Annotated in this window: 26 protein-coding genes; 6 read left to right on the plus strand and 20 right to left on the minus strand. The window is 64.9% G+C overall.

Annotated elements, in window-relative coordinates; translation table 11 throughout:
- Window positions 1-687: 687 nt before the first annotated feature.
- A complete protein-coding gene (locus tag LFM09_RS36770) occupies window positions 688-1,173 on the plus strand; it encodes a hypothetical protein (protein ID WP_414101221.1) in 486 nt (161 codons plus the stop codon).
- On the opposite strand, the gene LFM09_RS36775 is transcribed toward LFM09_RS36770, so the two are convergent.
- From LFM09_RS36775 to LFM09_RS36820, 10 genes are all read right to left on the minus strand, one after another.
- Window positions 1,170-1,598 (minus strand): hypothetical protein, encoded by a 429-nt coding sequence (locus tag LFM09_RS36775; RefSeq protein WP_030466887.1) that lies wholly within the window; start codon window positions 1,596-1,598, stop codon window positions 1,170-1,172. The two genes, LFM09_RS36770 and LFM09_RS36775, sit on opposite strands and share 4 nt — an antisense overlap.
- A gap of 624 nt (window positions 1,599-2,222) precedes the next feature.
- Window positions 2,223-2,696 carry a single-stranded DNA-binding protein gene (locus tag LFM09_RS36780; RefSeq protein ID WP_414101222.1) on the minus strand — a complete coding sequence of 158 codons (474 nt, stop codon included), beginning with the start codon at window positions 2,694-2,696 and terminating at the stop codon, window positions 2,223-2,225.
- A gap of 327 nt (window positions 2,697-3,023) precedes the next feature.
- Window positions 3,024-3,242 carry a hypothetical protein gene (locus LFM09_RS36785; RefSeq protein WP_030466889.1) on the minus strand — a complete coding sequence of 73 codons (219 nt, stop codon included), beginning with the start codon at window positions 3,240-3,242 and terminating at the stop codon, window positions 3,024-3,026.
- Window positions 3,243-3,319: 77 nt separating this feature from the next.
- Window positions 3,320-3,661 carry a hypothetical protein gene (locus LFM09_RS36790; protein ID WP_414101223.1) on the minus strand — a complete coding sequence of 114 codons (342 nt, stop codon included), beginning with the start codon at window positions 3,659-3,661 and terminating at the stop codon, window positions 3,320-3,322.
- 39 nt (window positions 3,662-3,700) lie between these two features.
- On the minus strand, window positions 3,701-4,180 hold the full coding sequence (locus tag LFM09_RS36795; protein ID WP_414101224.1) for a hypothetical protein: 480 nt from the start codon (window positions 4,178-4,180) through the stop codon (window positions 3,701-3,703).
- Window positions 4,181-4,285: 105 nt separating this feature from the next.
- A complete protein-coding gene (locus tag LFM09_RS36800) occupies window positions 4,286-5,044 on the minus strand; it encodes a hypothetical protein (protein WP_414101225.1) in 759 nt (252 codons plus the stop codon).
- A gap of 86 nt (window positions 5,045-5,130) precedes the next feature.
- A complete protein-coding gene (locus LFM09_RS36805; protein ID WP_414101226.1) occupies window positions 5,131-7,053 on the minus strand; it encodes a hypothetical protein in 1,923 nt (640 codons plus the stop codon).
- Window positions 7,054-7,157: 104 nt separating this feature from the next.
- The gene (locus LFM09_RS36810) at window positions 7,158-7,814 is read right to left on the minus strand and encodes a hypothetical protein (protein ID WP_414101227.1); all 657 of its coding nucleotides are present in this window, start codon (window positions 7,812-7,814) and stop codon (window positions 7,158-7,160) included.
- A gap of 243 nt (window positions 7,815-8,057) precedes the next feature.
- On the minus strand, window positions 8,058-8,855 hold the full coding sequence (locus tag LFM09_RS36815; RefSeq protein WP_414101228.1) for a M48 family metallopeptidase: 798 nt from the start codon (window positions 8,853-8,855) through the stop codon (window positions 8,058-8,060).
- Window positions 8,852-9,631: a DNA-processing protein DprA gene (locus LFM09_RS36820; RefSeq protein ID WP_414101229.1), complete on the minus strand. Its 780-nt coding sequence runs from the start codon at window positions 9,629-9,631 to the stop codon at window positions 8,852-8,854. The genes LFM09_RS36815 and LFM09_RS36820 overlap by 4 nt, the downstream gene beginning before the upstream one ends.
- A gap of 244 nt (window positions 9,632-9,875) precedes the next feature.
- Between LFM09_RS36820 and LFM09_RS36825 the strand changes: the two genes are divergently transcribed.
- Window positions 9,876-10,016 carry a hypothetical protein gene (locus LFM09_RS36825; RefSeq protein WP_158102890.1) on the plus strand — a complete coding sequence of 47 codons (141 nt, stop codon included), beginning with the start codon at window positions 9,876-9,878 and terminating at the stop codon, window positions 10,014-10,016.
- A gap of 381 nt (window positions 10,017-10,397) precedes the next feature.
- Here the strand turns inward: LFM09_RS36825 and LFM09_RS36830 are convergent, their stop codons facing one another.
- From LFM09_RS36830 to LFM09_RS36845, 4 genes are all read right to left on the minus strand, one after another.
- Window positions 10,398-11,213 carry a hypothetical protein gene (locus LFM09_RS36830; protein WP_414101230.1) on the minus strand — a complete coding sequence of 272 codons (816 nt, stop codon included), beginning with the start codon at window positions 11,211-11,213 and terminating at the stop codon, window positions 10,398-10,400.
- Window positions 11,214-11,286: 73 nt separating this feature from the next.
- The gene (locus tag LFM09_RS36835; protein WP_414101231.1) at window positions 11,287-12,159 is read right to left on the minus strand and encodes a hypothetical protein; all 873 of its coding nucleotides are present in this window, start codon (window positions 12,157-12,159) and stop codon (window positions 11,287-11,289) included.
- 73 nt (window positions 12,160-12,232) lie between these two features.
- A complete protein-coding gene (locus tag LFM09_RS36840) occupies window positions 12,233-12,988 on the minus strand; it encodes a hypothetical protein (protein WP_414101232.1) in 756 nt (251 codons plus the stop codon).
- 183 nt (window positions 12,989-13,171) lie between these two features.
- Window positions 13,172-14,062 (minus strand): hypothetical protein, encoded by an 891-nt coding sequence (locus tag LFM09_RS36845; protein ID WP_414101233.1) that lies wholly within the window; start codon window positions 14,060-14,062, stop codon window positions 13,172-13,174.
- Between the two features lie 415 nt (window positions 14,063-14,477).
- On the opposite strand from LFM09_RS36845, the gene LFM09_RS36850 reads away from it, so the two are divergent.
- From LFM09_RS36850 to LFM09_RS36860, 3 genes are all read left to right on the plus strand, one after another.
- Window positions 14,478-15,509: a GAF domain-containing protein gene (locus LFM09_RS36850; protein WP_414101234.1), complete on the plus strand. Its 1,032-nt coding sequence runs from the start codon at window positions 14,478-14,480 to the stop codon at window positions 15,507-15,509.
- A gap of 29 nt (window positions 15,510-15,538) precedes the next feature.
- Entirely contained in the window at window positions 15,539-16,378 is an 840-nt protein-coding gene (locus tag LFM09_RS36855; RefSeq protein ID WP_414101235.1) for an SDR family NAD(P)-dependent oxidoreductase, read from the plus strand.
- 430 nt (window positions 16,379-16,808) lie between these two features.
- Window positions 16,809-17,075, plus strand: a complete 267-nt coding sequence (locus LFM09_RS36860; RefSeq protein WP_030465911.1) for a helix-turn-helix domain-containing protein — start codon at window positions 16,809-16,811, stop codon at window positions 17,073-17,075.
- A gap of 206 nt (window positions 17,076-17,281) precedes the next feature.
- Here LFM09_RS36860 and LFM09_RS36865 read toward each other — a convergent pair whose 3' ends face one another.
- The 3 genes from LFM09_RS36865 to LFM09_RS36875 form a co-directional block, all read right to left on the minus strand.
- Window positions 17,282-17,632 (minus strand): hypothetical protein, encoded by a 351-nt coding sequence (locus LFM09_RS36865; RefSeq protein ID WP_156093631.1) that lies wholly within the window; start codon window positions 17,630-17,632, stop codon window positions 17,282-17,284.
- A gap of 248 nt (window positions 17,633-17,880) precedes the next feature.
- The gene (locus LFM09_RS36870; protein WP_414101236.1) at window positions 17,881-18,381 is read right to left on the minus strand and encodes a helix-turn-helix domain-containing protein; all 501 of its coding nucleotides are present in this window, start codon (window positions 18,379-18,381) and stop codon (window positions 17,881-17,883) included.
- Window positions 18,382-18,457: 76 nt separating this feature from the next.
- Window positions 18,458-19,345, minus strand: a complete 888-nt coding sequence (locus LFM09_RS36875) for an inositol monophosphatase family protein (RefSeq protein ID WP_414101237.1) — start codon at window positions 19,343-19,345, stop codon at window positions 18,458-18,460.
- 627 nt (window positions 19,346-19,972) lie between these two features.
- Here LFM09_RS36875 and LFM09_RS36880 point away from each other — a divergent pair.
- Window positions 19,973-20,728, plus strand: coding sequence for a glutaminyl-peptide cyclotransferase (locus tag LFM09_RS36880; RefSeq protein WP_414101238.1), 756 nt, complete (start codon window positions 19,973-19,975; stop codon window positions 20,726-20,728).
- On the opposite strand, the gene LFM09_RS36885 is transcribed toward LFM09_RS36880, so the two are convergent.
- Genes LFM09_RS36885 through LFM09_RS36895 form a run of 3 tightly spaced genes read right to left on the minus strand, consistent with a single transcriptional unit; the run spans window position 20,725 to window position 22,270 of the window.
- A complete protein-coding gene (locus LFM09_RS36885) occupies window positions 20,725-21,045 on the minus strand; it encodes a hypothetical protein (protein WP_414101239.1) in 321 nt (106 codons plus the stop codon). The two genes, LFM09_RS36880 and LFM09_RS36885, sit on opposite strands and share 4 nt — an antisense overlap.
- Window positions 21,036-21,692: a hypothetical protein gene (locus LFM09_RS36890; RefSeq protein ID WP_414101240.1), complete on the minus strand. Its 657-nt coding sequence runs from the start codon at window positions 21,690-21,692 to the stop codon at window positions 21,036-21,038. Before LFM09_RS36890 ends, LFM09_RS36885 begins: the two co-directional genes overlap by 10 nt.
- Entirely contained in the window at window positions 21,689-22,270 is a 582-nt protein-coding gene (locus LFM09_RS36895; protein WP_414101241.1) for a hypothetical protein, read from the minus strand. Before LFM09_RS36895 ends, LFM09_RS36890 begins: the two co-directional genes overlap by 4 nt.
- Between the last annotated feature and the right edge of the window lie 95 nt (window positions 22,271-22,365).

Consider the following 22,365-nt stretch of genomic DNA (forward strand, 5'->3'; position numbering starts at 1 on the left):
GATGGGGTGTATCTGCATATTCACTGGCGCGCGATTTGCAAGATATCCGCTGGTCAATGCCTTGGGTGCGGCAGTTCAATTGTTGAAATGCCGCCCATTCCTCCCCGCTCCCCCTGTCCCTGCCGGTCCTTGTGGTGTGACGGCCGGGTCAAGGTGGGTCCCGAAAAAGATTTTGACGGAGCCTGCGGAGGCAAAATGTTTTTGGGGTGCCTTGATGCGGCTGGCACGGCATAAGATGATTGAGGGCAGGGGGGCTCAGGTGACCACTCAGCGCAGGCAGGTTGAGGCGCAGCTGGGCGGCTTGGAGAGTTCGGAGTCGCGTCAAGGCGGCCTGGCGCGAGGCGGTCGTGTCGCCTGCGGCGGCTCGCCTTTGCACATTCGGCGGTCACAGACCGCTAGACTCTGCGATGCCGGTTTGGGTCTTACTGAGTCCTGTGCGCCGGCAACTTGTCGTCGCAGTTTCTGGCGAGATCCGCGTTGTGCGGTGAGCCCCTCGTGGGCTTATGCGACGACACACGAAGGCGTGCTGGTCCATCGGGCCGGCACGCCTTCGCTGTTCGATGGCTCGGTCTGTCGCCGTGTTCCCGTGGGCGTCGGCGAAACAACCGATCTGGGCAGGTTTTCGTTGACGTTCTTCTCACCGTGTCGTTCGCTTGGAACTAGGGACGGATCGGGAGGGAGAAGGGCATGGCTGCATCTGGAGCCGGAGGCAGGCGTCGGGCACGCCGGTCGACCATGGTCAGCAGGCGACTGGCTGCAGCGCGCGAGCGGCACGTAGAGCAGCTTGCACAGCAGCGCGAGAACGAGCGGAATGTCGACTCTGCTCTCGAGGTGTACTTCTTGGCCGACGAGAAGATCGCTGAGGCGGAGCAGGAGTGTGAACGACGTACGGCTCCTCATGAGCTGGCGATCGCACGACTTCACGAACGGCGCGATGTCGTGGTTGAGCAGCACCGGGCCGAGCAGGGCCGCGCAGCGCTGGCCGCCGCCGAGGCAGACCGAACAGTCGAGCAGATCGCCACACTGTTCGGAGTGGACGAGAAGACGGCTCGGCGACTGATCGCGGCAGGCAGGGACGAGCGGAAGTCCACCGTCGAAGCCAGCGAGCCTCCTGTCCTGACAGACCTGGCACCCGACCCGGCTGACCCGGCCGTAGCGGCGACGCTCGCCTAGCGCGCTCGTTCGCTGGCCCTCCGTCGGGGGGAGTGGCTGGAACGACGACGGAACCACTGAATCCAGAGGACGACCGTGGTCACCCAGCCGATGGCCATCAGGCCGACCGCGATGGGGGCGAGATCTCCGAGTTCTCCGACGGCGACCGCCAGCGGTAGGAGCACCGCTCCGGCCGCAGCACCCCACAGAATGCGCCGGGTCGCGACAGCCGGCAGGAACCAAGCACGCGTCAGCCGTGCGATGCCCATGGTGAGCACCGCGCCGATCACGATCAGGAACGGCAGCCCAGTCGTCCAAGGGCTACCTGGTGCGAACACCTTGCCGGTCAGTACGGCGATCAAACCGGAGGCCGCGGCTCCGACGTAGGCGCCGACTCCGCCAGCGCCGATGAGACGCATGAACACGACCAGCGCGGTGACCCTCATGCGATTTGAGGGTAGAGCACGTCGGCGGTGCGGTCCGCGGAACCGGTGATGGAGAGGACGAGCGGTCGTGCTGACTTCGTGTGCTGAGGCGGGTTCTCTTCCTCGGCCTTGTCCCACGATCGGGTGAGAAGTCGACCTGGAACATGTTGGCGTGCCGAGCCTCCGATCGCTTGTCTGCTTCTGCACGACAGACCTCTTTCGTCGGGGCGCACCTCCAAGCTCGTCCACAGTGGAGGAGCCCATCCTCGACCTCTGTGGTGGATAGCCGGACAACCCTGGCCAGGCGTGGCGATGCGGGGTCTCGCGCACGCCTGGCCGAGGGCGAGCGGGCAGCTGTGCTGTGGGGTGGCAGCACGCGCCTCAGCTCGGCCGGAGAGCATTGAGGTTCATCGGATGCAGGACCGAGCGGCCGACCTTGGCCGGACGCAACCCGCTTGGGGCGCGGCGGATGCGTCCGGCCAAGGGGGATCGGGCTGCAACGTCCTAGGTGGATGGACGCGCGCCACTGATCGGCCGGAGAGAACTGGTGAAGGACGGCGAGGTGGCGGTGGCGGGCGCCCTCATCGGCCACCGCAGCCGGAGCGGGCCCGGACGCTGTGCATCCGGGCCCGCTCGGTGTAGAGGTCAGAACGCGGGCTCGCCGACGAAGCCATGAGCGCTGGCGTGCGGTGCCTCGTTCCACGGGTCCTGAGCCGGCACGGGGGCGTGCTGAACGGGCCGGCCGCCATCTCCACGGCTGACCTTGTTGACCTTCGCGGTCGCGTAGCGCAGCGAGGGGCCGATTTCGTCGACCTCCAGCTCCACCACCGTGCGCTTCTCGCCTTCCTTCGTCTCGAAGGAACGCTGGCGCAGGCGCCCGGTGACGAGCACTCGCGAACCGCGGGTGAGCGACTCGGCCACGTTCTCGGCGACCTGCCGCCACACGTTGCACCGCAGGAACAGCGCTTCGCCGTCCTTCCACTCGCCCGACTGCTTGTCGAACGTGCGGGGCGTAGACGCGACCGTGAAGGACGCCACCGCGGCACCGCTCTGGATGAAGTGGAACTCCGGGTCCGCGGTGAGGTTGCCGACGACGGTGATGGTGGTCTCTCCAGCCATGACGAGAACTCCTTGTCAGATTCGGTGATCGGATCCCGACCTCCCCGGTTCTCGAATCCGCCCACCCGCTGGCAATACTTCGAGTGGGTTCGCCCGAGGGGGCTGTCGATCTGCGTCTCGGAGCTCAGGTCGTGGAAGGCCCCGCAGGGGGCGGCGGGGGTTCCGGCCCGTGCTTTTCGGGCCGGGTTCATCGGCGCGGACCTGGAACGAGCTGATAGCGTCGGCGCAGATCGACAGGTCCCTCGGGTGGACCTTGCTCACCCTCGCTCCTCAACTTGCCCCGTGCTTTTGGTCGGCCGTGTGCCGGGCAGTGGATTCCTGTGTGCGTCAGTTCAGGTGTCGCTCGGGCGTGAGGCAGTCTGCGAGGTGGCGGGACAGCCAGCGTCGCGAGGCATGAGGCTCGCCCGCTTCATCGAGCAGCCCGGCCATGACGTTGATCTCGATGCAGGAGAAGACGTCGGCTAGTGCCGCGGCGAGCGTTGGGTTGCTGAAGACCTGTGACCACACCTGGAGTGGGTCGTAGAGCAGCATCGGAGAGCTGGTCACGACGTGATCCTCATTCTGCGGTTGAAGCCGACTCCGATCGTGGGAGGAGGCGGAGGTTCGGTTGGGAGCGTTGCGGATCAGCGGCCGAGCTCGTCCAAGTAGTAGGACTGGCTATCGGCAGCAAGCTCGGCGTGGTCGATGCCCAGGGCATCGGCCAGGTGCAACAGGTCTGCGCAGAGATCGGTCACCACGACGGTGAGCTCCTCGTTGTCGAACTGGCCGGAGCACGCGGCGTGGGCGATCACGCCGGCCGCCGCGAACACCGCACGGTCGCTGTTCAGGATCGGGAGAAGCGCCCGGAGATCGCCGAGGGTGGTCACCGCAGAGAGCAACGAACGATCCGGGGACTCGCCGCGTGAATAGTCCTGCGTCGGGGGATTGACGCCGGTTTCGGGAGTGGAGTTGGAAGGCTCGGACATGCTGCTCTCCCTGGCCATGAGGCTCGTTTCCGGAGGCGATCACGTGCGGCGCAGGACCAACCGGCATGGGTCGTCGGGTGTGGTGACATGGCTGAGCACGTGGAAGACCAACGGCGGACCGCTACGACCGACTTCGATCGCGAGCTCGTCGACCGTGAGGCCGGTGTCGTGCAGGGTGTCGTTGCGAGCGTCGGCGAGCCACCGTTGTGTGAGGCGATCGCCCGGCCGCAGCAAGTTCAGGACGGTCGACCAAGACAGGTCCGACTGGAACAGCCGGGCTCGACACACCGTGGTGACGGCTGCATGCTCGTTCCACTCGACGTCGAAGGGCCGCTCTAGCTGGAACCCGACGATCTCGACGCCGCACGCGATGGTGCGGTTGTCTAGCTCCTCGCAGGTCTTGGTGGCTCGTGCGACTGCAGTGCCGGCTCGGGCATCGAACAGGAAGGTGACCGCGTCGGATGACATGAGCGCAGAGATGTCCTCGGCGGTGAGCGCTGCAGCTTTGGGAAACTCCATCGGACAGATCCCTTCTGACGGGTCGTCGCGAGAACTGACGTGAACTGCCACCAGGCAAGGTGGAGAACGAGTGCTGGGAGCTGGCGACCGAAAACGTGCGGTGCATCAGTTCTCGAACAACGCGCTGTAGGCGTCGAATGCCGTTGACACGTCGTTGATGGCGTTCTTGATCTTGCTACTGCGGTGGGTCGACTGGGTCAGCCTCTCGACGGCCTGCCGCAGCGCGGCGAAGGTGGCCGTGTGTTGTTCGGCAACCACATAGCGAAGGGAGTCCGCGCTGCGGATCTGCGCGCAATGCAGATGCAGAACATCGCGTTGTGCCGCTAGAGCTTCCTCGTCTTGGACGACATGCACTGCAGGCGCACCTTCGTTGAAGACGTGGGCGCAGTCATAGCAGGTGTCGATACTGAGCGCGGGTTCGATCGCTGTGATCAGCAGGCCGCCTGGCAGACGCGCTCCCACGTGAATCTCTTTGGTCACGACGTACGCGTTCGTGCTGCCTGGTCGTACGACGGCAACTCGTACAGCTAGAGATTCTGACTTGACTGGTGTCATCAGGGAGACCTCAGCGATGATCTGGCCGTCAAGGCCGTACTTGCTGCCGACCTCCTCGAAACAGCTGCGGCAGACCACGCCGGTGCTGCACTCGGCACCTTTGCCAGTGGCTCGGCAACAAGGTGTGAGAGGTACGAGGTACTCCGTGTGGTCGTCGCGGAGCATCGGCGTCGGCCGGTCGCAGAGCGGCACCAGCAGATCTCCGTCCGAGTCGATGCCCCGCACGCGGGCGGCGAGAAACGACGGGACGAGATGGCGGAAGCCGTTGGTGAAGGTGAGTTCGACGGTCGCAGGATCCAACGTGTACACGGGTTGGTCCTTTCCGTGCGTGGTAGCGAGAAGGCCCCGAGCCGCCGGGATGGCAACTCGGGGCCTGACAGGGGTGACATGGACTGCTAGGCCGCCTCGTCGAGGCCGGCGGTGTCGTCGACGAGGTGCGGCCACTTCTCGTTGTCCAGCTCGGGGTTGAGGACCAACTGCTCCACGTGGGAGCCGCGATAGCCGAGCGTCTTCAGCGCTTCGAAGTAGAAGCGGACGTCCTCGATCTGCTGGCGCCAGGTGGTGTTGGCGCCTCTGACGGTGTAGCCGTGGTTGAAGTACTCCTCGCAAGCACCGAGGAGCTGGGCGAGTTGGATGATCGTGATCTGGTCCTCGCCGACGGTCTGCTTGCGCAGCTCCTTCACGATCGGATGCTCGGCGTTGCTGGTCCCGGTCGGGTCCGCGAGACCGAGGAGTTCGCACGCGTAGCGGTGCGACGGCGAAGCCTCCTTCATGACTTGGGTCGCCTGCACGGTCGCGCGCGTGAGCAGATGCCGAACCTTGGGAGCCAGATCGAACTTGGGAGCCCGCTTGCCCTGATCCTTCGACGTCCTCACACCGACGCCCTTGACTGCCCGCGCGGCTGCTGGCTTAGATGCGGCTTTGCCGTTGTGGCTTGTGGCGACCTTGCCGCTCCGCCACGGCTTGAAGTACTCCTTGAGCCAATCCCTCCGGACTGGCTCAGCGGCCTCCCAGAGGTCGTTGTTGCACTTCGCACGCTTGACCTCCAAGGCTTTCCACGATGCGCTGCGACTCGGCTCCTCTGGTAGAGCGCGGTCCAGAACGTGGCCGTGGGAGATGTAGTCGGTGCAGACGAAGCGGATGTCGGCCTCATTTCCGTCCAGTTCGTCGTCGACGTAGGCGGCGTGGCCGGGGCAGTTCTCGTGCTCCTCGCTGGTGAACGCGTGGTCGCTGTCGGCGTCGTGGAAGAGGCGCTCCAGCTCGACAACGTTGTCACCTTCGCGGTCGACGAGTAGCACGCCCGCGTCGCGCAGCTTCTCCTTTGCGGAGGAGATCACGACCGATGCGATGGTGCGATGTCCGTGGGAGGCGAAGTCGACGCAGTACTCGGTCGCCCGCACGTCGAGCTGGTAGGTGACCCAGAGGTGGACCGCACGGCCAGGGCACTCAGCGTGCTGGGCGGGGTCGATCGGCGCTGCGTCAGCTGCAGCGCAAAGCTTCTCGAGTTCCTCGATGGTGTCGGGGAGCTGGTCGTCCTCGTCGAGGATCGCGTAGCCCTTGTCGGTGAACTCGCGGATGGCTTCGTCGCGGACGGCCTGTTCGTTCGCCTTGCGCTCCCTCGCGTTGCGCGCCTGCTTGAGTTCCCAGGCGAAGGTGCCAGGCCTGGAGCGCAGGACCTCGACGAGCAGCGCGTGCAGCGCTTCGTCGTCCTCGAACTCGGCGAGCTCGGACAGAATGAGCAGGTCGACCTCCGGCAGCTCGGCGACGGCCGCACGGGTCCGCGTAGTGGCAGCCACAGCCAGACCGGCCTCCACCTGATCGGGCTCCCGCGGCAGGACCTTGGCGATCGCGCCGGCGTCCATGCCGAGTCCTTCGAGCTTCAGGTAGAGAGCGACCTCCTCGTCCTGGGTGTAGCTCTGGCGGTTCATGTTCTCGATGGCCTGGGCGACTGTCAGGTCCAGCGGAGTGGTGCCGGGAGCGTGGACCAGGACGTCGATGAGCAGATCGGGCTTCTTGTCCTCCTTCACGGCTACTGCGGCGGCATGGCGGTGGTGGCCGACGAGCACGGTGAGGCCTTCCGGCTCGTCAGCGACGGTGATCATCGAGATTCGCGTGTCCAGTCCGAACTGTTCGACGGCGGACACCAGGTCAGATCGCTCCTCGCGCACATCCCGCGTCCGACGGGAGTTCTGGTTCGTGCGCAGTGTCCGCGGATCGACGCCGTGCATGACGTACGGATAGCGGCGAGCCTGATCGGCGGCGGTCAGGGTGACGACCTGTTCGGGGCTCGTGTTGCTCTTGATGCGGAGCTTCCTCATGGCGACGGCCTCTCTTCAGAGTTGACGGCATGGCAAAGCCCCGGCGCGAATGTGTGATGCGCCGGGGCGAAGGTGGATTTCTGGAGCGGAAGCGACGGGCTTGCTCAGTGCGAGAAGATGCGCCGCTCGGAGTCGCGAATAGCGGTGATGACTGTTTCTCGCCAGGTCAGAGCCCAGCGGGGGCAGTTGTTGCAGATACCGGCGTGCTGGCAGCCAGGCAGCCGCAATCGGGTGCGCCGAGCCTGATCACTCCACGCCATGCTGTCCGCGGATGCGAAGTGGTGTGCGTTGGCACGGAGTGCAGTGGTCTTCAACCCGAAGCCGTGCAGCCGATAGCCGCGGCGGGCGAACCGCTCGGCGATCACGCCGATGGGCTGGACTGAACCGCGGCGACAGATCGACCCGAGTCCTACTCGTCGCTGCACGGCGAGGTTGATCCCGGCTTTGCGGTACATGGCGTCGTGCTGCTCGTACTCCTCCAGAGTCCAGCCTTGTAGCACAGGCATCCAGGGCACCGCGGGGAACTCGAGCGCCAGGTACAGATAGGACTCCAGCGTGCATTCCTGGTGATCGAGGGTCGTCGTGCCCGCACAGTCGAGAACTTCGGGTTCGGCCGGTCTGTCGAGCGGAGCCACGAAGTCCGGGATCCCGATCTCGTCCATCAATCGGTAGACCATGCCGCCGTACTGGTCCTCGTCCCACCGCCACGTGCCGTGGTCCCGGATCTCGGTGTAGGCGCCGCTGTCGATGATGTAAGGCACGCCGGCGACGGGCACCCCGCGGCCGCCAGGAACATAGGAGGCCAGCGTGTGCGCGGATACGCACAGAGGTACCGGGCTGTAGGCCAGCCACCATGGACGGTGCGTCCCGAGGTAGAAAGTCGTCCGGCGTGCTGGATCTCGCGCGATCCGGGACCGCGTCCAAGGCGCCGGAGTGAGATCCCGCATCGCTGGCCACTGGGCGCGAGGCCGTGGCGGACGCGTGATCACCGAGCACCGTCCGTTCTACAGCGGCGGCTTCGGGGTGTCGCCAGACCTGCAATCGCCGAACCAGGCGTGGCGGCACATTCCGAGGAGATCGGCGTGTCGTCGGCGCCAGTCGGGCATCCAGAGGCGCAGTCGTTGCCGCCACTGCGGACCATGAGCGCGCCCGGTGGGCTGAGTGGCGTGGGCCAGCTCGTGGACGAACACGTACTCGACAAGCGGCATCGGGAGGGCGAACGCCGTCCAGTGCATCGTTACGAGGTGCTTGTCCGGGCCTTCGTAGATGCCCCAGCGCTTTCGGCCGAGGTTGCGCACGGCGTAGGAGAGTCCAGATATCCCACCGTCTACTTCGTACGGACGGCCTTGCTGTTGCATCCAGGCGAGGCCGCCATCGCGATAGAGCCCCGCGATCGCACGACGAGCGACGTCGGGACGTTGAGGCTTCGCATAGAGGATGCCGTCCTTGGCGATTGCGGGAAGCTTGCCGATGTCGCCGGGTGGTGTCGTGACGAGGCGGAGCAGGTAGCGGTGACCGAGAAGGTCGAAGGGTTCGCCGTCGACGAGTGCTTTGGCGGGATACCTGGGAGCGCAGAGCTCGAAGCGTTCGCGCTGCTGATTGATCCAGGAGCGACGATCACTGACGAACTTCACCACTCGCTCGATGGTGGCCGCGGTCGGTACCAGGACGGCGACAGCACCATTTGACCTGATCTTGATCGTGATCAGGCGGCTCTGCGGACAGAGCACCACTGTCGTGCGCCACTCGCTGGGTAGTCCGAGCGAGCCCAGTGCAGCGAGAAGGTGGCCGGCGTTGGTCATTGCAGACCGTCCTCGTAGGCGATGTGTTCGACAGACGTGGCGAGAGTCGCCGCGCCGGTTCGAAGCAGCTCGTGGACGCCTTGGGAGCTGGCGGAATAGATCGACCCAGGTACGCCGTAGGAGCGTCGGCCGAGCTCGTTGGCGACGCCCACCACCGCGAACGATCCGCTTCTCCTTCCCGCTTCTACGACAACCGTCGCGCCGGTCAGCGCCGCAAGCAGACGGCAACGCGCGTGGAATCGGTGACGTGCCGGCGTAGCCCCGAACGGATACTCGCTGACCAGCAACCCGCCATCGTCGATCACTGCTCGGTACAGGCTGGTGTGCGGGCGTGGATGAGCCAGGCCGACTCCGTTGGCGAGCACGACAACCGCCCGGCCTCCAGCCGCAAGGGCTCCGCGGATCGCCGCGCTGCCGATTCCGTAGGAACCGCAGCTGACGACGGTCACGGCTTCACGTGCGAATCCGTTGCCGAACTCTTCGGCGACGGACTGACCGTAGGCCGACGCAGCGCGTGAGCCGGTCACCGTCACGGCTCGCTTCGTGATGTCGGCCAACGATCCATTTCCCTTGAGCCACAACGCGAGCGGCGCTCCGCAGGCTGTGAGCCCGCTGAAGCGGCCGAACGGCCAGCCGTCGTGTTCCGGCGTGAGAAGACGCGCCTCGCCGCGCTCGATGGCGTCCAGGTCGTCGTCGATCTCGATGTCGGACCGACGGATCTCGCCGAGAACTGCCGCTGGTGCAGTTCCCTCCCGGATCTGAACGACAGCTTCCACCGGACCGTGAACAGCGACGTATTGCTGCAGTGCCGGTGCTGGAGGTTCTGAGACGCGCAACAAGTAGAGACGAGCGCGAAGCTCTGCATCTGAGGACATGATCGGCTCCTTGTCAGCGGCCTGATCGCGAGGGTGAAGCGACAGAAACTTCCTAGAGGGGAAGAAGATCCGGCAGTTGACCGTGTGACACGCATTGGGCGACAAGGCGTCCGATGACCGCCTCCCAGTCGTTGCGCTGGTCGCCGTGACGAACCTCGACGACAACGGTGCGCGCACGCTCCTTGCGAAGAGCAGGGCACGCGGCTGCCGAGAAGGCAAAGCACCGCTTGTGCATCGCGCCGCCCTCAGCAACGACACCTTCGAAAACCGCAACCCACGCTCGTGATCGCCGGTCCAACGACTCACCGCAGACCTGACAAAGCCAGTGCCGCAGCGCCTCGCGGACACGTGCCCCGTTGAGTGCTGCCCAGGCGACTCGGTCACCGATGACCGGTGTGACCCAGGGGACCTTGCGGCCTTCCATCTCTGGGCGGGGCCAGCCCGCGTCAGGTTGGAGGTGTTGGATGACGACATCGCCTGCGCTGTCTCCGTTGAAGGGGCAGGTGCCGCGAACGCAGTAGACGTACCGGAGGTCCTCCTCCGGACGAAGCTGCAGGTCGCCGCCGCATTCAGGGCATGACGGAAACACTGGGATGGCAGCCCACTGTTGTGTACACATTGGACCTTCCTTCGGGCTTCACGTGAGAGAGACATCAGGGCTGGGTCGTCATCCCCACTTGCTGTGCTCGCGCGTCCACTTGGCTTCGACCTTGGGCGCGAGCTCCTCACGCAGGTCGTCTTCGGTGCGGCCGTGCTTTGCCGACAGCGCGGCGAGGATGAGTCGTGCGTCTTCCTGGTGCTCGGCGATGCTGGCGCGGTGGAAGACCACGTTCTGCCGCGTCAAGTACCTGGCGTAGCTCAGCAAGTCGGCGTACGAGCGTCGGGCGGTGAACTCGGTCTCGATCAGTCCACAGTGCTTGGTGCGCAAAGGAGTTCCATCAGGGGAGGAGATTGCCTTCGCAGCTTTTGCACGTGCCCGTTGCTCTCGCCCGGCGCTCTGTGCGAGCTGCTCAGAGGTCTTGATTCGACTAGGTTGATTTCGGACCTCGACCGGTGCGCTCGGGTAGCACTCGGTGCAGGCGGCCTTGCCGGCCAGATCGACGATCTCCACCTCGTCGCGTCCGGACAGATGCGTGAGCCACGCGAACTTCGTGGTGGGGAAGCAGGTTCGACAGGCGGCGGTGCGATGCACGTGCCCGCCGGTGTTGAGCACGAGCCAGGCGCGCGTCCAACCACCGCGCCGTGTGAACTCCTGCTCAAAGGGCATTGCCGCGGCTTCGCACGCGTCGGCAGCAGAACACGCCTGCTCGATCTGGACTACCAATTCGTCCGCCAGATCGACTTCGCCGCGTTCGATGCGATCTCGACGACGCTTCCTGAGCGCCACGAGGATCTGCTCCGCCTTGGTGAGTTCCACGTTCAGGCGGGCGAGTTCGGCATCGATCTCGTTCGGAGAAGCCTTCGCCAGGTTGTTGATGGGCATGGTTGTTCGCCTCGACCTTCGTGAGGGGTGCGGAACCGCCAGCTCGAGCTGGAGGCGCCTGGAACGGGAAGCGTCAGCGGTATTCGCCGGTGACCTGGACCAGATGGGCCATGTCGACCACGGGGCCGGCCCAGTAGCGGACGTGAGCGGGCTCATCGCCGATTCCCCAGGCGTAGAGCCTGAAGTCGGGATCGCTCGGGCTCGCCCACTCGGAGGTGTTGCCGAGACCGCCGGGTGTCCGCACCCCGTACTCGTCGCATCGGTCGACCTCGATCTCGAACCAAGGGCCGGCGCGGAGATGCTCGAACACTCGGCTGTAGGGCGCGTCGAACGGAGTGATGTGGGCCTGCTGGCATGCAGCCACCCACTCGGCCAACGCTGACGCGGACAAGGAGCGAGAAGAGGTGATCACCGCATGTACGGCGTCGACGTCTGGCAGGCGGCCATGATCGCTGCTGTCCGCGTAGGCGATCGTCGTCGGACTGGTGAACCACAACGTGATCCATTGGGGTCCGCGGTGCCAGCCGCGGGTGAAGCCTCGGACGCCGTCGCCGATCTCTGAGATCGGGATCGGTGGCAGCGCTCCCTGGAGGCCCTGATCAGGTCGAGGCGTCCAGTTGTGGGACCGGAGATCGTCGTCGACGGTCCGGTACAGCATGTCGGTGGTCCAGGCGCCGGTGTAGCCGTGCGCGGCTCTGCTCAGCGTCTGTGCCAACCCGTTCATGCGACCTGTGACGTTGCGCAGACGTTGCAGGGGAACGGGTTCCGAGCTCAAGGCGTTGTCAGCCAGGTCGGCAACCTGGCATCGAAGTTCCGCCGAGAGCGCGGCCAACTCCAGGAGGCTGGCGGCTTGCGCTCGGTTGACCATCTCGAACGAGTCGGCGCGAGCCCGTTCCCTCGCGAGTTCTGCACGCGCCGACTCGGCGGCTTGTCGGTCCTGCGACATAGTGCTGCTCCTCCCTTTCGCTCCATCGGTGCCGCGAGGTTCAAATTTCCTGGTGGGGTGTGAGGTTCGAGCGCTACGCGGCGGACAGATAGCCAGTGCCTGGAAAAACGGCCAGCTCGGGTAGGTGGATTTCCCTGAAGGCTTTCCATGCCTCTTCGGAATTGGCGCGGGCTCGATTTCGCGCCTTGTCGAGCGGGTTGAGACCGCGCTGCAGCTCGGTTTCCTGATTCAGTCGTTGCCGGACGAGCCAGGTAACGGCCTGGACCTGATGCGCTGCGACAAGGCGGCCAGAACTGGCGGTCGTCAGGTCCGCAGCAGACCGGTACTGATCGACGACGTGGTCGTAGTGCCGACGGCTGATCGAACCGTCGCGGCGCTTGGCCCCCTTGAGGGGTGCCGAGCCGTACTCCTCGGTGGTGACCGGGTGTCCGATCGCGACGGAGATGGCGTGCCGGTCCACCACGACGTGCGGATCTTCCGGATCCTTGTCGCCGCCGTGCTCGATGAGGTGGGCGAAGTCGCGGATCTTCGGACCGGTGAGGAGGTCCTCGTATCGCTCACCGGCCAGCAGTCGGTCGGCAGCACGCTTCTGCTGGGCAGACGCGAACGCTCCAGAGCCGGGACCGCCGATCCCCTTCCGCTCCCGGAGCACGCGTGCTGCGGTGAGGATGTTTTCGATCCAGCCCTGCTGAGGTGAATAGATGGCCAACATGCCTGCACCAAGATGGGCATTGCCGTGTGCAATGGTTACGGCAACATGATTGGCGTCCCGGTACCAATGCATGCCCCGCTCGATTTCCTCGGACGATGCGAGCTCGTAGTGCTGCACAATGTTTTCGGGACTAACTGGGTGCGTCTGGAACCACGGATGGTCGCAAGCGGGAGTCATGTTGTCAGTTCCTCGTGTTCGATTCATGAAAACTGACGGGCCTGGTTGAGTGCGCACGACAAAGGCCGGCCGCGCTCCGTCAGGAACGCGGCCGGCCTTATGTAGACGTGCCGATGCGTCGAACTAGTCGATGTGGACGAGGCGTCGGCAGTGTTTGGCGGCGTGGATGACGCCGGACTCGTCCCGTCCGGTCGGGCGCCACCGTTCGAACCGGACGGTGCGCTGCCTCTTCGTGGTGCACTGGCACCACTCGTCGGAGTGGATCACGTCGCTGCGATCGCCGATGAGCATGAAGCGCCTGCCAGGCTTGCCAAACAGGAACAGATCGTCGCTGAACGGCACGGCGAAGTAGTAGACGTCCGGATCAGGCAGCTCGCGGGTCAGTTGTTCAGCCCTGCGAATCCTGGTCTCGTTCTCGAGCGCGGTCAGAGGCGAGCGACCGAGCAGTGGCGTCCAGTCGACACCGTCGAACATCTGCCAGTACGCGGACTCGTCATCGAGACCGTATGCCGGATGGTTGGACAGCTTGGCTGCCAGTCGTTCGCGAGCGTCCTGGCGCAGGACGATTCGTCGGCAGACGAGTGGGTCGCCTCGTTCAGGCCCCCAGAGCGCCGCGCGGCGAGGGAGGTAGCTCCGGACGGGAAGTTGGTTGCCTCGGAGGGCATTGGCCACGATGCCGGCGGTCTCGGCCTCGTAGATGATCTCTTCGAGAAGGACGTGCAGGACGTCGGCGAACATGGGTTCGTTGTCTTGTTGGCATTGCTGCAGAAACTGCTTGAGCTCGCGGTCTCCGAACGACGTGTCGTCGTGGGCGGTGAACTCGGTGTCGTCGCCGCAACCTCTGTTGGTGATGCGACCGACCACGCCGAGCTCCGGGTGTACGAGTTCGGCGCTGAAGGCGACGCCGCGGTCGTGTTCCGCCGTGGCCAGTCCGCTGATCGAGAACGAGTAGGGCGCGCGGATGCCGGTGTGCACCCAGTGCACTTCCAGGTCCGGTTCCGGCACGTTAACCATGACGAAGCTCCTTGTGGCGGAAGAAGATCTGGTTCAACTCCCGCCACGCACGCGCTCATTCACCGCACAGCGCGGTGTTGTCCCGCGTGCGGCGGGCGCACACGAAATGCACTGGCGCGCCGAGAAGGGCAAGCCCCTCTTTTGGGCTTGAGCTTCTCGGTGGGACGGTGCATCGTGTGGGTCGCCCGCCGCACGCGGGACAACACCGGGAATCTGCCTCAACCGCCCCGTAGACCTGCTACCAGTGCCACTGATGCCGAAGCCGGGTCTGATGGACTGGAAGCCAACTTAAGTACTCACTCGACCGCGTGATTTGGCGACCTCGTCGCGAGCGCTTTGGAGAAGCTCCAAGCGCGGATCCGGTAGTGGAGTTAGCCTGCCTGAGCAGGCCAATCTTCGACCGGGGGACGGAGCGATGGCGGCCGACTGGTTGTTGGTCGAGACCTTCGGGGGTTCTCGGTGCGAGCCGACGGTGCTCGCTGTTGGAAGCAACCCGAAGAACATGGTTCCGCTTCGTTCCGTGCTCGGCCGAGGGCCGTTCCTCGCCGACGTACTCGGCGTCACTGCTCGCATAGTTGAAGGGCGCCAGTCAGTTGAGGCCCGGACGACCACGGGCAAACGCCGCGTGATCGGGCACCCGTTGCTCGCCTACGGCGGCCTGGTCCACGGGGTGTACCTGTGGGTGGGGCCGTTGGACGAGGATCCGCCGCCCCGCGATCCTGCTGGTGCCTGGCACATCAACCTCACGTTGCACGTCAGCAGCAGGTCTGACGACCTGCTGCGGTTGTACGGGACTAGATCGGACAGGTGGCGAAACGAGCACGACCTGGCCGAGCTGTTCGCCTACCAGCGGCTCACGACGAACGCCGACGAGGCCAAGGCGCTGGCGCTCATCGTCAGGGCGACTGCGGGTGCGGAGCACCTGGCCACGTGGACCGTGAACCGGGACGACGGTGTTCGGCGTGCAGTGCACTTCGCGTGCCGTTGCATTGAGGTGAAAACTCCTGGCGGCAGGGTTGAGCTGATCGTCCGGGGAATCACCCATGACATCGGACCTGCGGAAAGCGTGCCGACCGCGCCGCCTCCCACGCCGGTTCTGCTCGCTCAGCAGATCGTCGCGGCGGAGGCAACGCCCGGACGATGGCGGGCGATCGCAGACCTGCGCACCATGAGGCTGTTGAAGTGGCTCGACAACCCCATGCCCGGACTCGCGTGGACGCTCGACTCACCACACCACCCCGCGATTCACCGCGAGGACCTGCGCAGCGCGGTCGGCTTGTCGAAGGAACTGGCGTCGAGCGGGCGGGCGGGCGGCGTTCTGCGGTTCCGCAGGGAGGACGGAGAGTGGATGAAAGTAGCGGTATCCGCTGCGCTCATCGCTCTGGATCAACACACCACCGCTGCGCTCGTCACCCTGACTCTCTCCGATCATGGGAAGGTCGACTGAGTTGTTCGCCGCGGGGAAGGTGCTGGATCGTGAGCTGCTTCGAGGGCAAGGTCGCGGTGATCACCGGCGCTGCGGCAGGGATCGGCCGAGCTCTGGCCGTCGAGCTCGCGCGACGTGGGGCTCGGCTCTCGCTGCTTGATCACGACGCTGATGGTCTTGAGGAAGTCACTCACCGCTGTGAAGCGATCGGCGCACAGGTGCTGGCCCAGGTGGTCGACGTGACGGACTGGAGCGATGTGCAGGCAGCTGCGGCCGCGACAACCTCAGCGCTGGGTGGCGTCGACTCGGTGTTCGCGGCCGCCGGGATCATTCACCGCGGCCGTCTGCTCGACTCCGACGTCGCGGACATCGAGCGCGTCATGTCGGTGAACTGGCGGGGGCTGATGTACACGGTCAAGGCACATCTTCCAGCCGTTGTCAGCTCGCGGGCTGGCCGGATCGTGACGTTCTCAAGCGCCTTCGGCCTACTGGCGACACCGAGGTACAGCGCGTACAACTCGTCGAAGTTCGCCGTCCGCGGGTTCAGCGAGTCGCTGCGCCAGGAGCTCACATCCACCCAGGTGTCGGTGACGTGTGTCTTCCCTGGGGGAGTGCGGACCTCGATCGTCCGCAACGGCCTCTTCGCGGCTGGCGAGCACCGTGACGCGGTGATCCGGGGCTTCGAGAAGCGCGTTGCCCGCACCGATCCCGAAGAAGCTGCGGCGATCGTCCTAAAAGGAGCTGAACGCCGTCGGGCGCGGGTGTTTGTGGGGAACGACGCCAGGCTGGTCGCGATCCTCGCCCGCCTTGCCGGCGGCCACTACCAGGACGCGGTGCCCGCGGTAGGACGGTTCCTCGGGCGAGTGCGGCGTCAGCTCCGCCGGCCATGACCCACATCGGTGACATCGTTTGACGTGATCGGGACCACTGCTTACGCTGGACCAATCGGACTATTCCGATTGGGTTGGCTTTGTCGCTATCGGGCTGATCCCTGAAACGCAGTCGTGAGGCAGCTTTGCGCTGGCCTCGAACGCGATCGGGGATCGACATGTCTCGGCGAACTTCAGCTTCCAGCAACCACCTTCTGGCACCTCGCGGCGCACTCTCGCGCTCGTCGGCGTGGATCCCGTCTGTCGGAAGTCCATCTGTGCACGGGCCTGTGATGGCCATGTTGCTGTCGTACTGGTACCTGGGCGTGGTCACGGGGCCGCCGCTGGTGGTCTCCCGCTTCTCGATCGCGTCAACATCCGTTAACTCAAGGCACGTCGGACGGTTGAACCGACGTGTCGCGATGAAGTCATGCCAAAGGGGAGGACAGAAATGAACGCAGAGCTGGAGAAGTCGCCGCAGGTCAGCGCTCCTGAGCGGTTCGCGTGCATTCTGAGGCAGTTCACCGAGGGGCAGCCATCGAAGAGGCTGTCTGACCTGAGCGCCGGCGCCGGATTGCCGATCAGCACCACACACCGGTTGCTGAAAGGCTTGGTCGACAACAAGGTGCTGGTGCGTGACGAGGACGGGCGTTATCAGGTGGGACCGCTGATGCGCGCGATCGCCGATCAGCTCGAACACGCGGATGTGGCGAGCTGACGGCACAGACCTCGTCGGCGGACCATCAGCTCGTCGACGCACTTGAGGCGCACGGTCGTATGCGGATCTCGCCGGCCGTGCGCTTCGCCGTCGCCAGGCTCTTCGTGCCACGCTCGACGGAAGGCTCGCGCTCATGGTGAGCGCGAGCCTTCCTGGGATCGGTTGATGCGCACCGACTGGACGCTAGGTGCGCATCAACATATCGACTATGCGATGCAGGTGGGCTGGTACCAGTCGACGAATTGCAGGGAGACCCAGCCTCGGACGCCAGTGCGGAGGTTCGTGGTCAGCATCCAGGCGTCGTCCTTGTAGTCATCTGGCCATTTCGGCCAGCTGTAGTGGTCGAAGCGCATGGACTGACCAAGGATTGGCAGGCCGCCCGGCGTCGCTCGGATGTTGACCCAGTCGCCCGTCGAGAACGGGTAGCCCGTGCAGTCCTTTGTGGAGGCGGTGGGCTGTGGCATGGGCTCGTTGGTCGCGGCTTGGGCGTTGACGACGCCGATGCCGACCATGGTTGCCACAATGGCAAGCACGCTCGTGAATCGGCTGATGGACATGCGAATCATAGTTGGCCTCTCCTGATTTCAATCAGTGGAAGCGTGCGCGCCTAGGCTTTATGGCCGGATTGCGCCTTCGCTCTGTGAACTAAGAGAAGCTCGCTTGCGGGTTGGCGTCAACGAATGGTGCGATTATTGGTTAATGCTGGTCCTGGCGGGTTCTTTGCGCGACAGATTGCAGGTTCGGAAACCCTTGCCGGCAATCTGTGCGGTCTGTGATTGGCTATGTCAGCGCGAGGAACGGTCGATCATGCAGCACTCCTGAGTTCATGGTGCATGGCCTCGTACAGGGCGGCGGTGCGGTCGAAGGCGGACTGAATCTCCAGTGGCTCGACGTGCAATGCTCGCGAGAGGCGGCGGGTGATCGTCCTGGGTATCTGGCCCGTGTGGAGATACCGGTCGATGGTGTCGGTGGCGAGGCCCAGGAACGCGGACAGCAGTGGCGGGCTTTCGTCGGCGGTGCCAAGGCGGCCCGTGCGCTCCCAGAACTGCAGACGACCGAGGTTGGTGGCGCTGCGCACGGCCAACTCGGCGGTGGTGAGTGCGTGGTTCATGCGCAGATCGGCAAGCGAGGGATCGCCGCTGGGTGGGTAGAGCAGGTCTGAAGGTCGGACCTGCAGAACCTGTGCGGAGGCGCGCAGGTTCCGTGCGGACGGTGTGCTCACGCCGGTTTCCCACCGCACAACGGTTTGCTGCGACAGGTTGGTCTGACGGCCGAGGCTCTGGCGGCTCATCCGTGCCTTGCGCACGGCGTGGAACGCCTCGGGGTTGAACCGAGGGCATTCGTCGATAGCTCTCCTAGACATTGCTTGCGCCCCTTCGGTTTCAGGCCGTGCGGCTTGGCGAGGAGGTGAGCGGGGACCTGGGAGGCGGGGGCTGGCTGGATCGACGCACGGAGGCGGCGCTGGCTTGCGCTAGTGCTTCCAGCAGTGCGTCGGAGATGCCTGGCGCGGCGGCGAAGACTGGGTTGCCCAGTTGTGCGCCTGGTCCTGTGCGGCCTGGCCAATGGACGGTCGCGCCTGCTTCGTGCGCGATGAGAAGGCCGGCGGCGGAAGCCCTCAGGCCTACGTCGTGCTCGACGTAGGCCGTCAGCCATCCTGCGGCGACATGGCAGAGCTCCAGCGCGGGAGCGCCGCCGCATCGCAGGTCGGCCACCTGAGGCAGAAGCCTCGCCATCAGTTCGGCTTGATCCGCGCGGATCGCCGCAGCCGCGGAGAATCCGGTGCTGATCAGCGCATCTTCCAAGAGCTGCGTCGATCCAACGCGGATCTCGAGCCAGTCGGTGGAGATAGCAGGGTCGCGCAGTTGAGCGCCCTGTCCCAGGCCTGCCAACCAGAGCCGACGGCTGTGCGGTTCGGCAACCGCGCCCGCCAGGACGACGTCGTCGAGCGCGGCTGCGACGGAGACCGCGTAGCTGGGCAGTCCGCTGACGTAGTTGTCGACACCGTTGAGCGGGTCGATGATCCACGTGATTTGGCCGGACGCGGCTGGCTTCTCGTCGAGTACTGCGTCTCCGGGGCGATGCAGCGCGATCAGGTCGCGAGTGAGGTGTTCCGAAGACATGCTGGCTGGCACGAGCAGGCCGCTCGCGGTGTGGCGGGCGCCTCGGTACGGCCCGCCGGCAGTGCGCAGGCGGTCGGCCCAGATCTCTCGGGCTGCATGCGCGGCAAGGTGTCCAGCGAATGCGGTAAGCCGCTCGACGCGTGTGAACACGATTAAGTCCCCCTTTGGTGCGGACCGGCGAGCGAATGCGCCAAGGCATGGACTCGCACAGGTTTTCGTCATGCACGTGGGGGGAGGAGAGGTGACCTCAGGCTACACCAATAGTGCCGCCGAATTGCAATTCTTTCAGTCAATAGAATTTGGCTTACCGTCGACTGGAAATCGAGTTTCCGGGCGTCGGAAGAATTGCTGCTGACTGGACATGGCGCGTAGGTCGAGCAGGTCTGTGCCTCTGGCGTGGGAGCTGTCTGTCTTTGCACGTCTTGGCCGCCAGATCGACGACAGATCCATGCGTTCGTGTGAACATCGATAGGTGCAGCAGATGGAAAGTGGGGCCTGAGCCACGTCGCGCTAGGCCGCCCCCAGGCAGGTGGGATTTCGAGACTGTTGGGTGGCAGTGGTCTGAAGTTCTGCTGTGTGGAAATTTGGATTCGTTTGGGCGTAGGAGTTTGAATGTTGCACCGACGCAGGCTTACCCCTGATCTCTTGGGTGGTCGCAAATGGGACCTTGCGCGCATCCTGGCTCTGACGGTCGCGGCTGGGGTCTTTCTGACTGCGTGCACGTGTGTTGAGAGGGCCCGTCCAGGGCGAGGTCTGTCTCCTCCTGCCCGAACAGCGTTGGCCACCACCGCTTCAACCCGAGTCATGAAGGTAGAGACCTTCGCCGCCGCGGTCGTCGGGCAGATGACAGGCGGCGACAACAAGGGCACAGGCCTCGTGAACGGCGAAGATGTGCTCCTCGAGAGCATCAAGCGACCTCAGGGCGGAGGGATCCGTGGGATCGACGCGACGAGCGGTGTCGAGCGAATCCAGCTGACAGACCAGCCTCGCCGCACGATGTCGGGGGTCGCTGTCAGCGTGCGCCCAGGACGACCGGGGATCGTGTGGCAGCTGACCCTGAAGGACAAGGTCGCGATCGCCAGAGACCAGTCCACTTTGGCCGAACAGCGTCAGGTGCCCTACCGCGGCGAGGGCTGGGGGTTGTGCGACGACGGAACCCAGTTGGTGCAAAGCGAAGGGACGATGCGGCTCGTGTTGCGAGACGCAGACACCTTCGCCGAGAAGGGGGTGATCGAGGTGGCCGGCGGGTGGTGGTCGAGCAGGCGCCTTGGCGAACTGGAGTGCGTGCGCGACGGTGAAAGGCGTCAAGTGTGGGCGAACCTCGCGGATACCAGCTGGCTGCTGCGAGTTGACCTTGAAGCGGGTGCGGTCACGGCGGTTGCTGACCTTGCTCCAGCTATGGCGGGATCAACAGCCGCGGACCGAAACGTGGTCAGTGGTATCGCGTCGGTTCCCGGTGTGCCCAACGAATTGTGGCTGTCGGGCAGCGGTTGGCCTCGGCCGGTGAAGATCCGGCTGGCGGCAAGGCCTTAGTCTGGCACAGCCGGCGAGCTGAAAGCCTCGTTCAGCGGATGTAGGCACGCTGCGCCTGTCTCGGTGATGAAGCCGTAGTGCTGTTCCTCGTCCTCGGTCATCGCGATGATGTCCATCGGTGGAACGGAAATCTCCCACCAGCCCATCTTCCGCAGCTCGTCGACCTCAGCGCGGTCTTGGTAGATGACCAACACGTCCAAGTCGTTCGGCTGGCTGGACCTCAAAGTGGAGCCGAACACCCACACCTGCAGGCCCGGAAACGTTGCAGCGCAACGGATCAGTTCGCCGAGCACCGGCCATCGCTCGGTCAGGTCCACGGTTCGCGGATCCTGTGGAGAAAGTCGTCGAGCGTGTAGAGCGGGACTCTGGCTTGCTGTGCACTATTCAATACGCGGGTGCCGAATCCCTGGGCGGAGGGGTTCGTGATGACGAACGCGTCCAGGTCGAGCTTCGGGTACTCTGCGAGCACCCTGCCGAAGTCGTCGTCGGTCAGCTCGTAGCGGTCGTGGATGACAATGGTCAGCGGTCTGAGTGGGGCAGTGCGGATGATCTGCCACGCCCGGTGACCACAGCGTTTGAGCTGGGTGACGACTCTGGTGGCGTAGAGCCTGCGGTGAAGATAGTCCTCGTCTGGGTGCGTGTACCTGCTGATGTCGTCGAAGTCCTCCACCGCTCGGCGGAAACCACCGAAAGTGTCCACGGCGACGCCGAGTTCGCGCGCTTCCTCGTATACATCGGGGTCGACGAGTCGACGAGTGATGATCACCATCTGGGTATCGGGCAGTTCGTCGACCGCTGCGTGCAGTGCCTCCGTGGTGAAAGGTGTCTGCGAGTCTGGCTCGACGCAGTAGCCGATGGCGTCGGATCGGCCTGGCCGACGTACGAGCAGGCCGTGTTCGCCAAGACGCTCCGCTGGCTTGGAGTCCTCCCGGAGCTTGCCGATCATCCAGTCGCGGATGCTCATTGGTCGTCCTTCAGAATCGTCGCCATCCGGCTTGGGAACTTCGTCGATCCTGGTGTCCAGTCGCCTCGTAGGTGCCTGTCCTCAAGCTCCTTGACGTGCACTGCGAACTCGTCGACCGTGCTTCTCTCGTCGGTGGTCAACAAGGCGCGGTTGGCACGGAGGAAGCGCAGGAGTTGCTGGTTGTTGGGGATGATCGACTCCCTGAGGTGCCGGCGCCATTGGTCGGCCCGCGCGTCATCGAAGAGGTCGTCGACCGGGCCGTACAAGCGGAACACCGCGTTGTTGGTGTCGAGGAGATCTTGGACCAGTGCTCGGGCAGCGGCTCTGGTTGCAAGAACCGGAGTTCCGTGGGCGAGCGCTCGGGCATCCTTGCTGCGCTGCTTCCACTCCTGCAGGACCTCGGACGGGTACTGCTCGGGGGCCTTGTCGATCATCGTGTGGCAGGTCGGGCAGAGCACGAGCACGTTGTCGGCTAGGGCCCGGTCGTCCCTGGAAAGGTTGGGGTCCTCGGCGGCGCGTGGCCCGTCAGGGCTTGCTGGAATGATGTGCGCCAGTTCGCCAACGTTCTTGTTCTCCATGAGTCCGTGCAGGTCGGTGCGGCAAGACGGGTTCTGACAGTGCCCGCCTGACTCCGACCACAAGAGGTCCTTTGTGGGTTGTGAGAACCTCACCC

It is taken from the genome of Lentzea alba, assembly GCF_047445655.1.
GTDB classification, from domain to species: domain Bacteria; phylum Actinomycetota; class Actinomycetes; order Mycobacteriales; family Pseudonocardiaceae; genus Lentzea; species Lentzea alba_A.

Bases quoted from the DNA above. Each gene is read 5' to 3' on its own strand.
- LFM09_RS36845 (WP_414101233.1), bottom strand. From the start codon at position 14,062: ATGGTTAACGTGCCGGAACCGGACCTGGAAGTGCACTGGGTGCACACC.
- LFM09_RS36770 (WP_414101221.1), top strand. From the start codon at position 688: ATGGCTGCATCTGGAGCCGGAGGCAGGCGTCGGGCACGCCGGTCGACC.
- LFM09_RS36775 (WP_030466887.1), bottom strand. From the start codon at position 1,598: ATGAGGGTCACCGCGCTGGTCGTGTTCATGCGTCTCATCGGCGCTGGC.
- LFM09_RS36890 (WP_414101240.1), bottom strand. From the start codon at position 21,692: ATGAGCATCCGCGACTGGATGATCGGCAAGCTCCGGGAGGACTCCAAG.
- LFM09_RS36850 (WP_414101234.1), top strand. From the start codon at position 14,478: ATGGCGGCCGACTGGTTGTTGGTCGAGACCTTCGGGGGTTCTCGGTGC.
- LFM09_RS36830 (WP_414101230.1), bottom strand. From the start codon at position 11,213: ATGCCCATCAACAACCTGGCGAAGGCTTCTCCGAACGAGATCGATGCC.
- LFM09_RS36815 (WP_414101228.1), bottom strand. From the start codon at position 8,855: ATGACCAACGCCGGCCACCTTCTCGCTGCACTGGGCTCGCTCGGACTA.
- LFM09_RS36860 (WP_030465911.1), top strand. From the start codon at position 16,809: ATGAACGCAGAGCTGGAGAAGTCGCCGCAGGTCAGCGCTCCTGAGCGG.
- LFM09_RS36835 (WP_414101231.1), bottom strand. From the start codon at position 12,159: ATGTCGCAGGACCGACAAGCCGCCGAGTCGGCGCGTGCAGAACTCGCG.
- LFM09_RS36865 (WP_156093631.1), bottom strand. From the start codon at position 17,632: ATGTCCATCAGCCGATTCACGAGCGTGCTTGCCATTGTGGCAACCATG.
- LFM09_RS36795 (WP_414101224.1), bottom strand. From the start codon at position 4,180: ATGGAGTTTCCCAAAGCTGCAGCGCTCACCGCCGAGGACATCTCTGCG.
- LFM09_RS36805 (WP_414101226.1), bottom strand. From the start codon at position 7,053: ATGAGGAAGCTCCGCATCAAGAGCAACACGAGCCCCGAACAGGTCGTC.
- LFM09_RS36780 (WP_414101222.1), bottom strand. From the start codon at position 2,696: ATGGCTGGAGAGACCACCATCACCGTCGTCGGCAACCTCACCGCGGAC.
- LFM09_RS36895 (WP_414101241.1), bottom strand. From the start codon at position 22,270: ATGGAGAACAAGAACGTTGGCGAACTGGCGCACATCATTCCAGCAAGC.
- LFM09_RS36790 (WP_414101223.1), bottom strand. From the start codon at position 3,661: ATGTCCGAGCCTTCCAACTCCACTCCCGAAACCGGCGTCAATCCCCCG.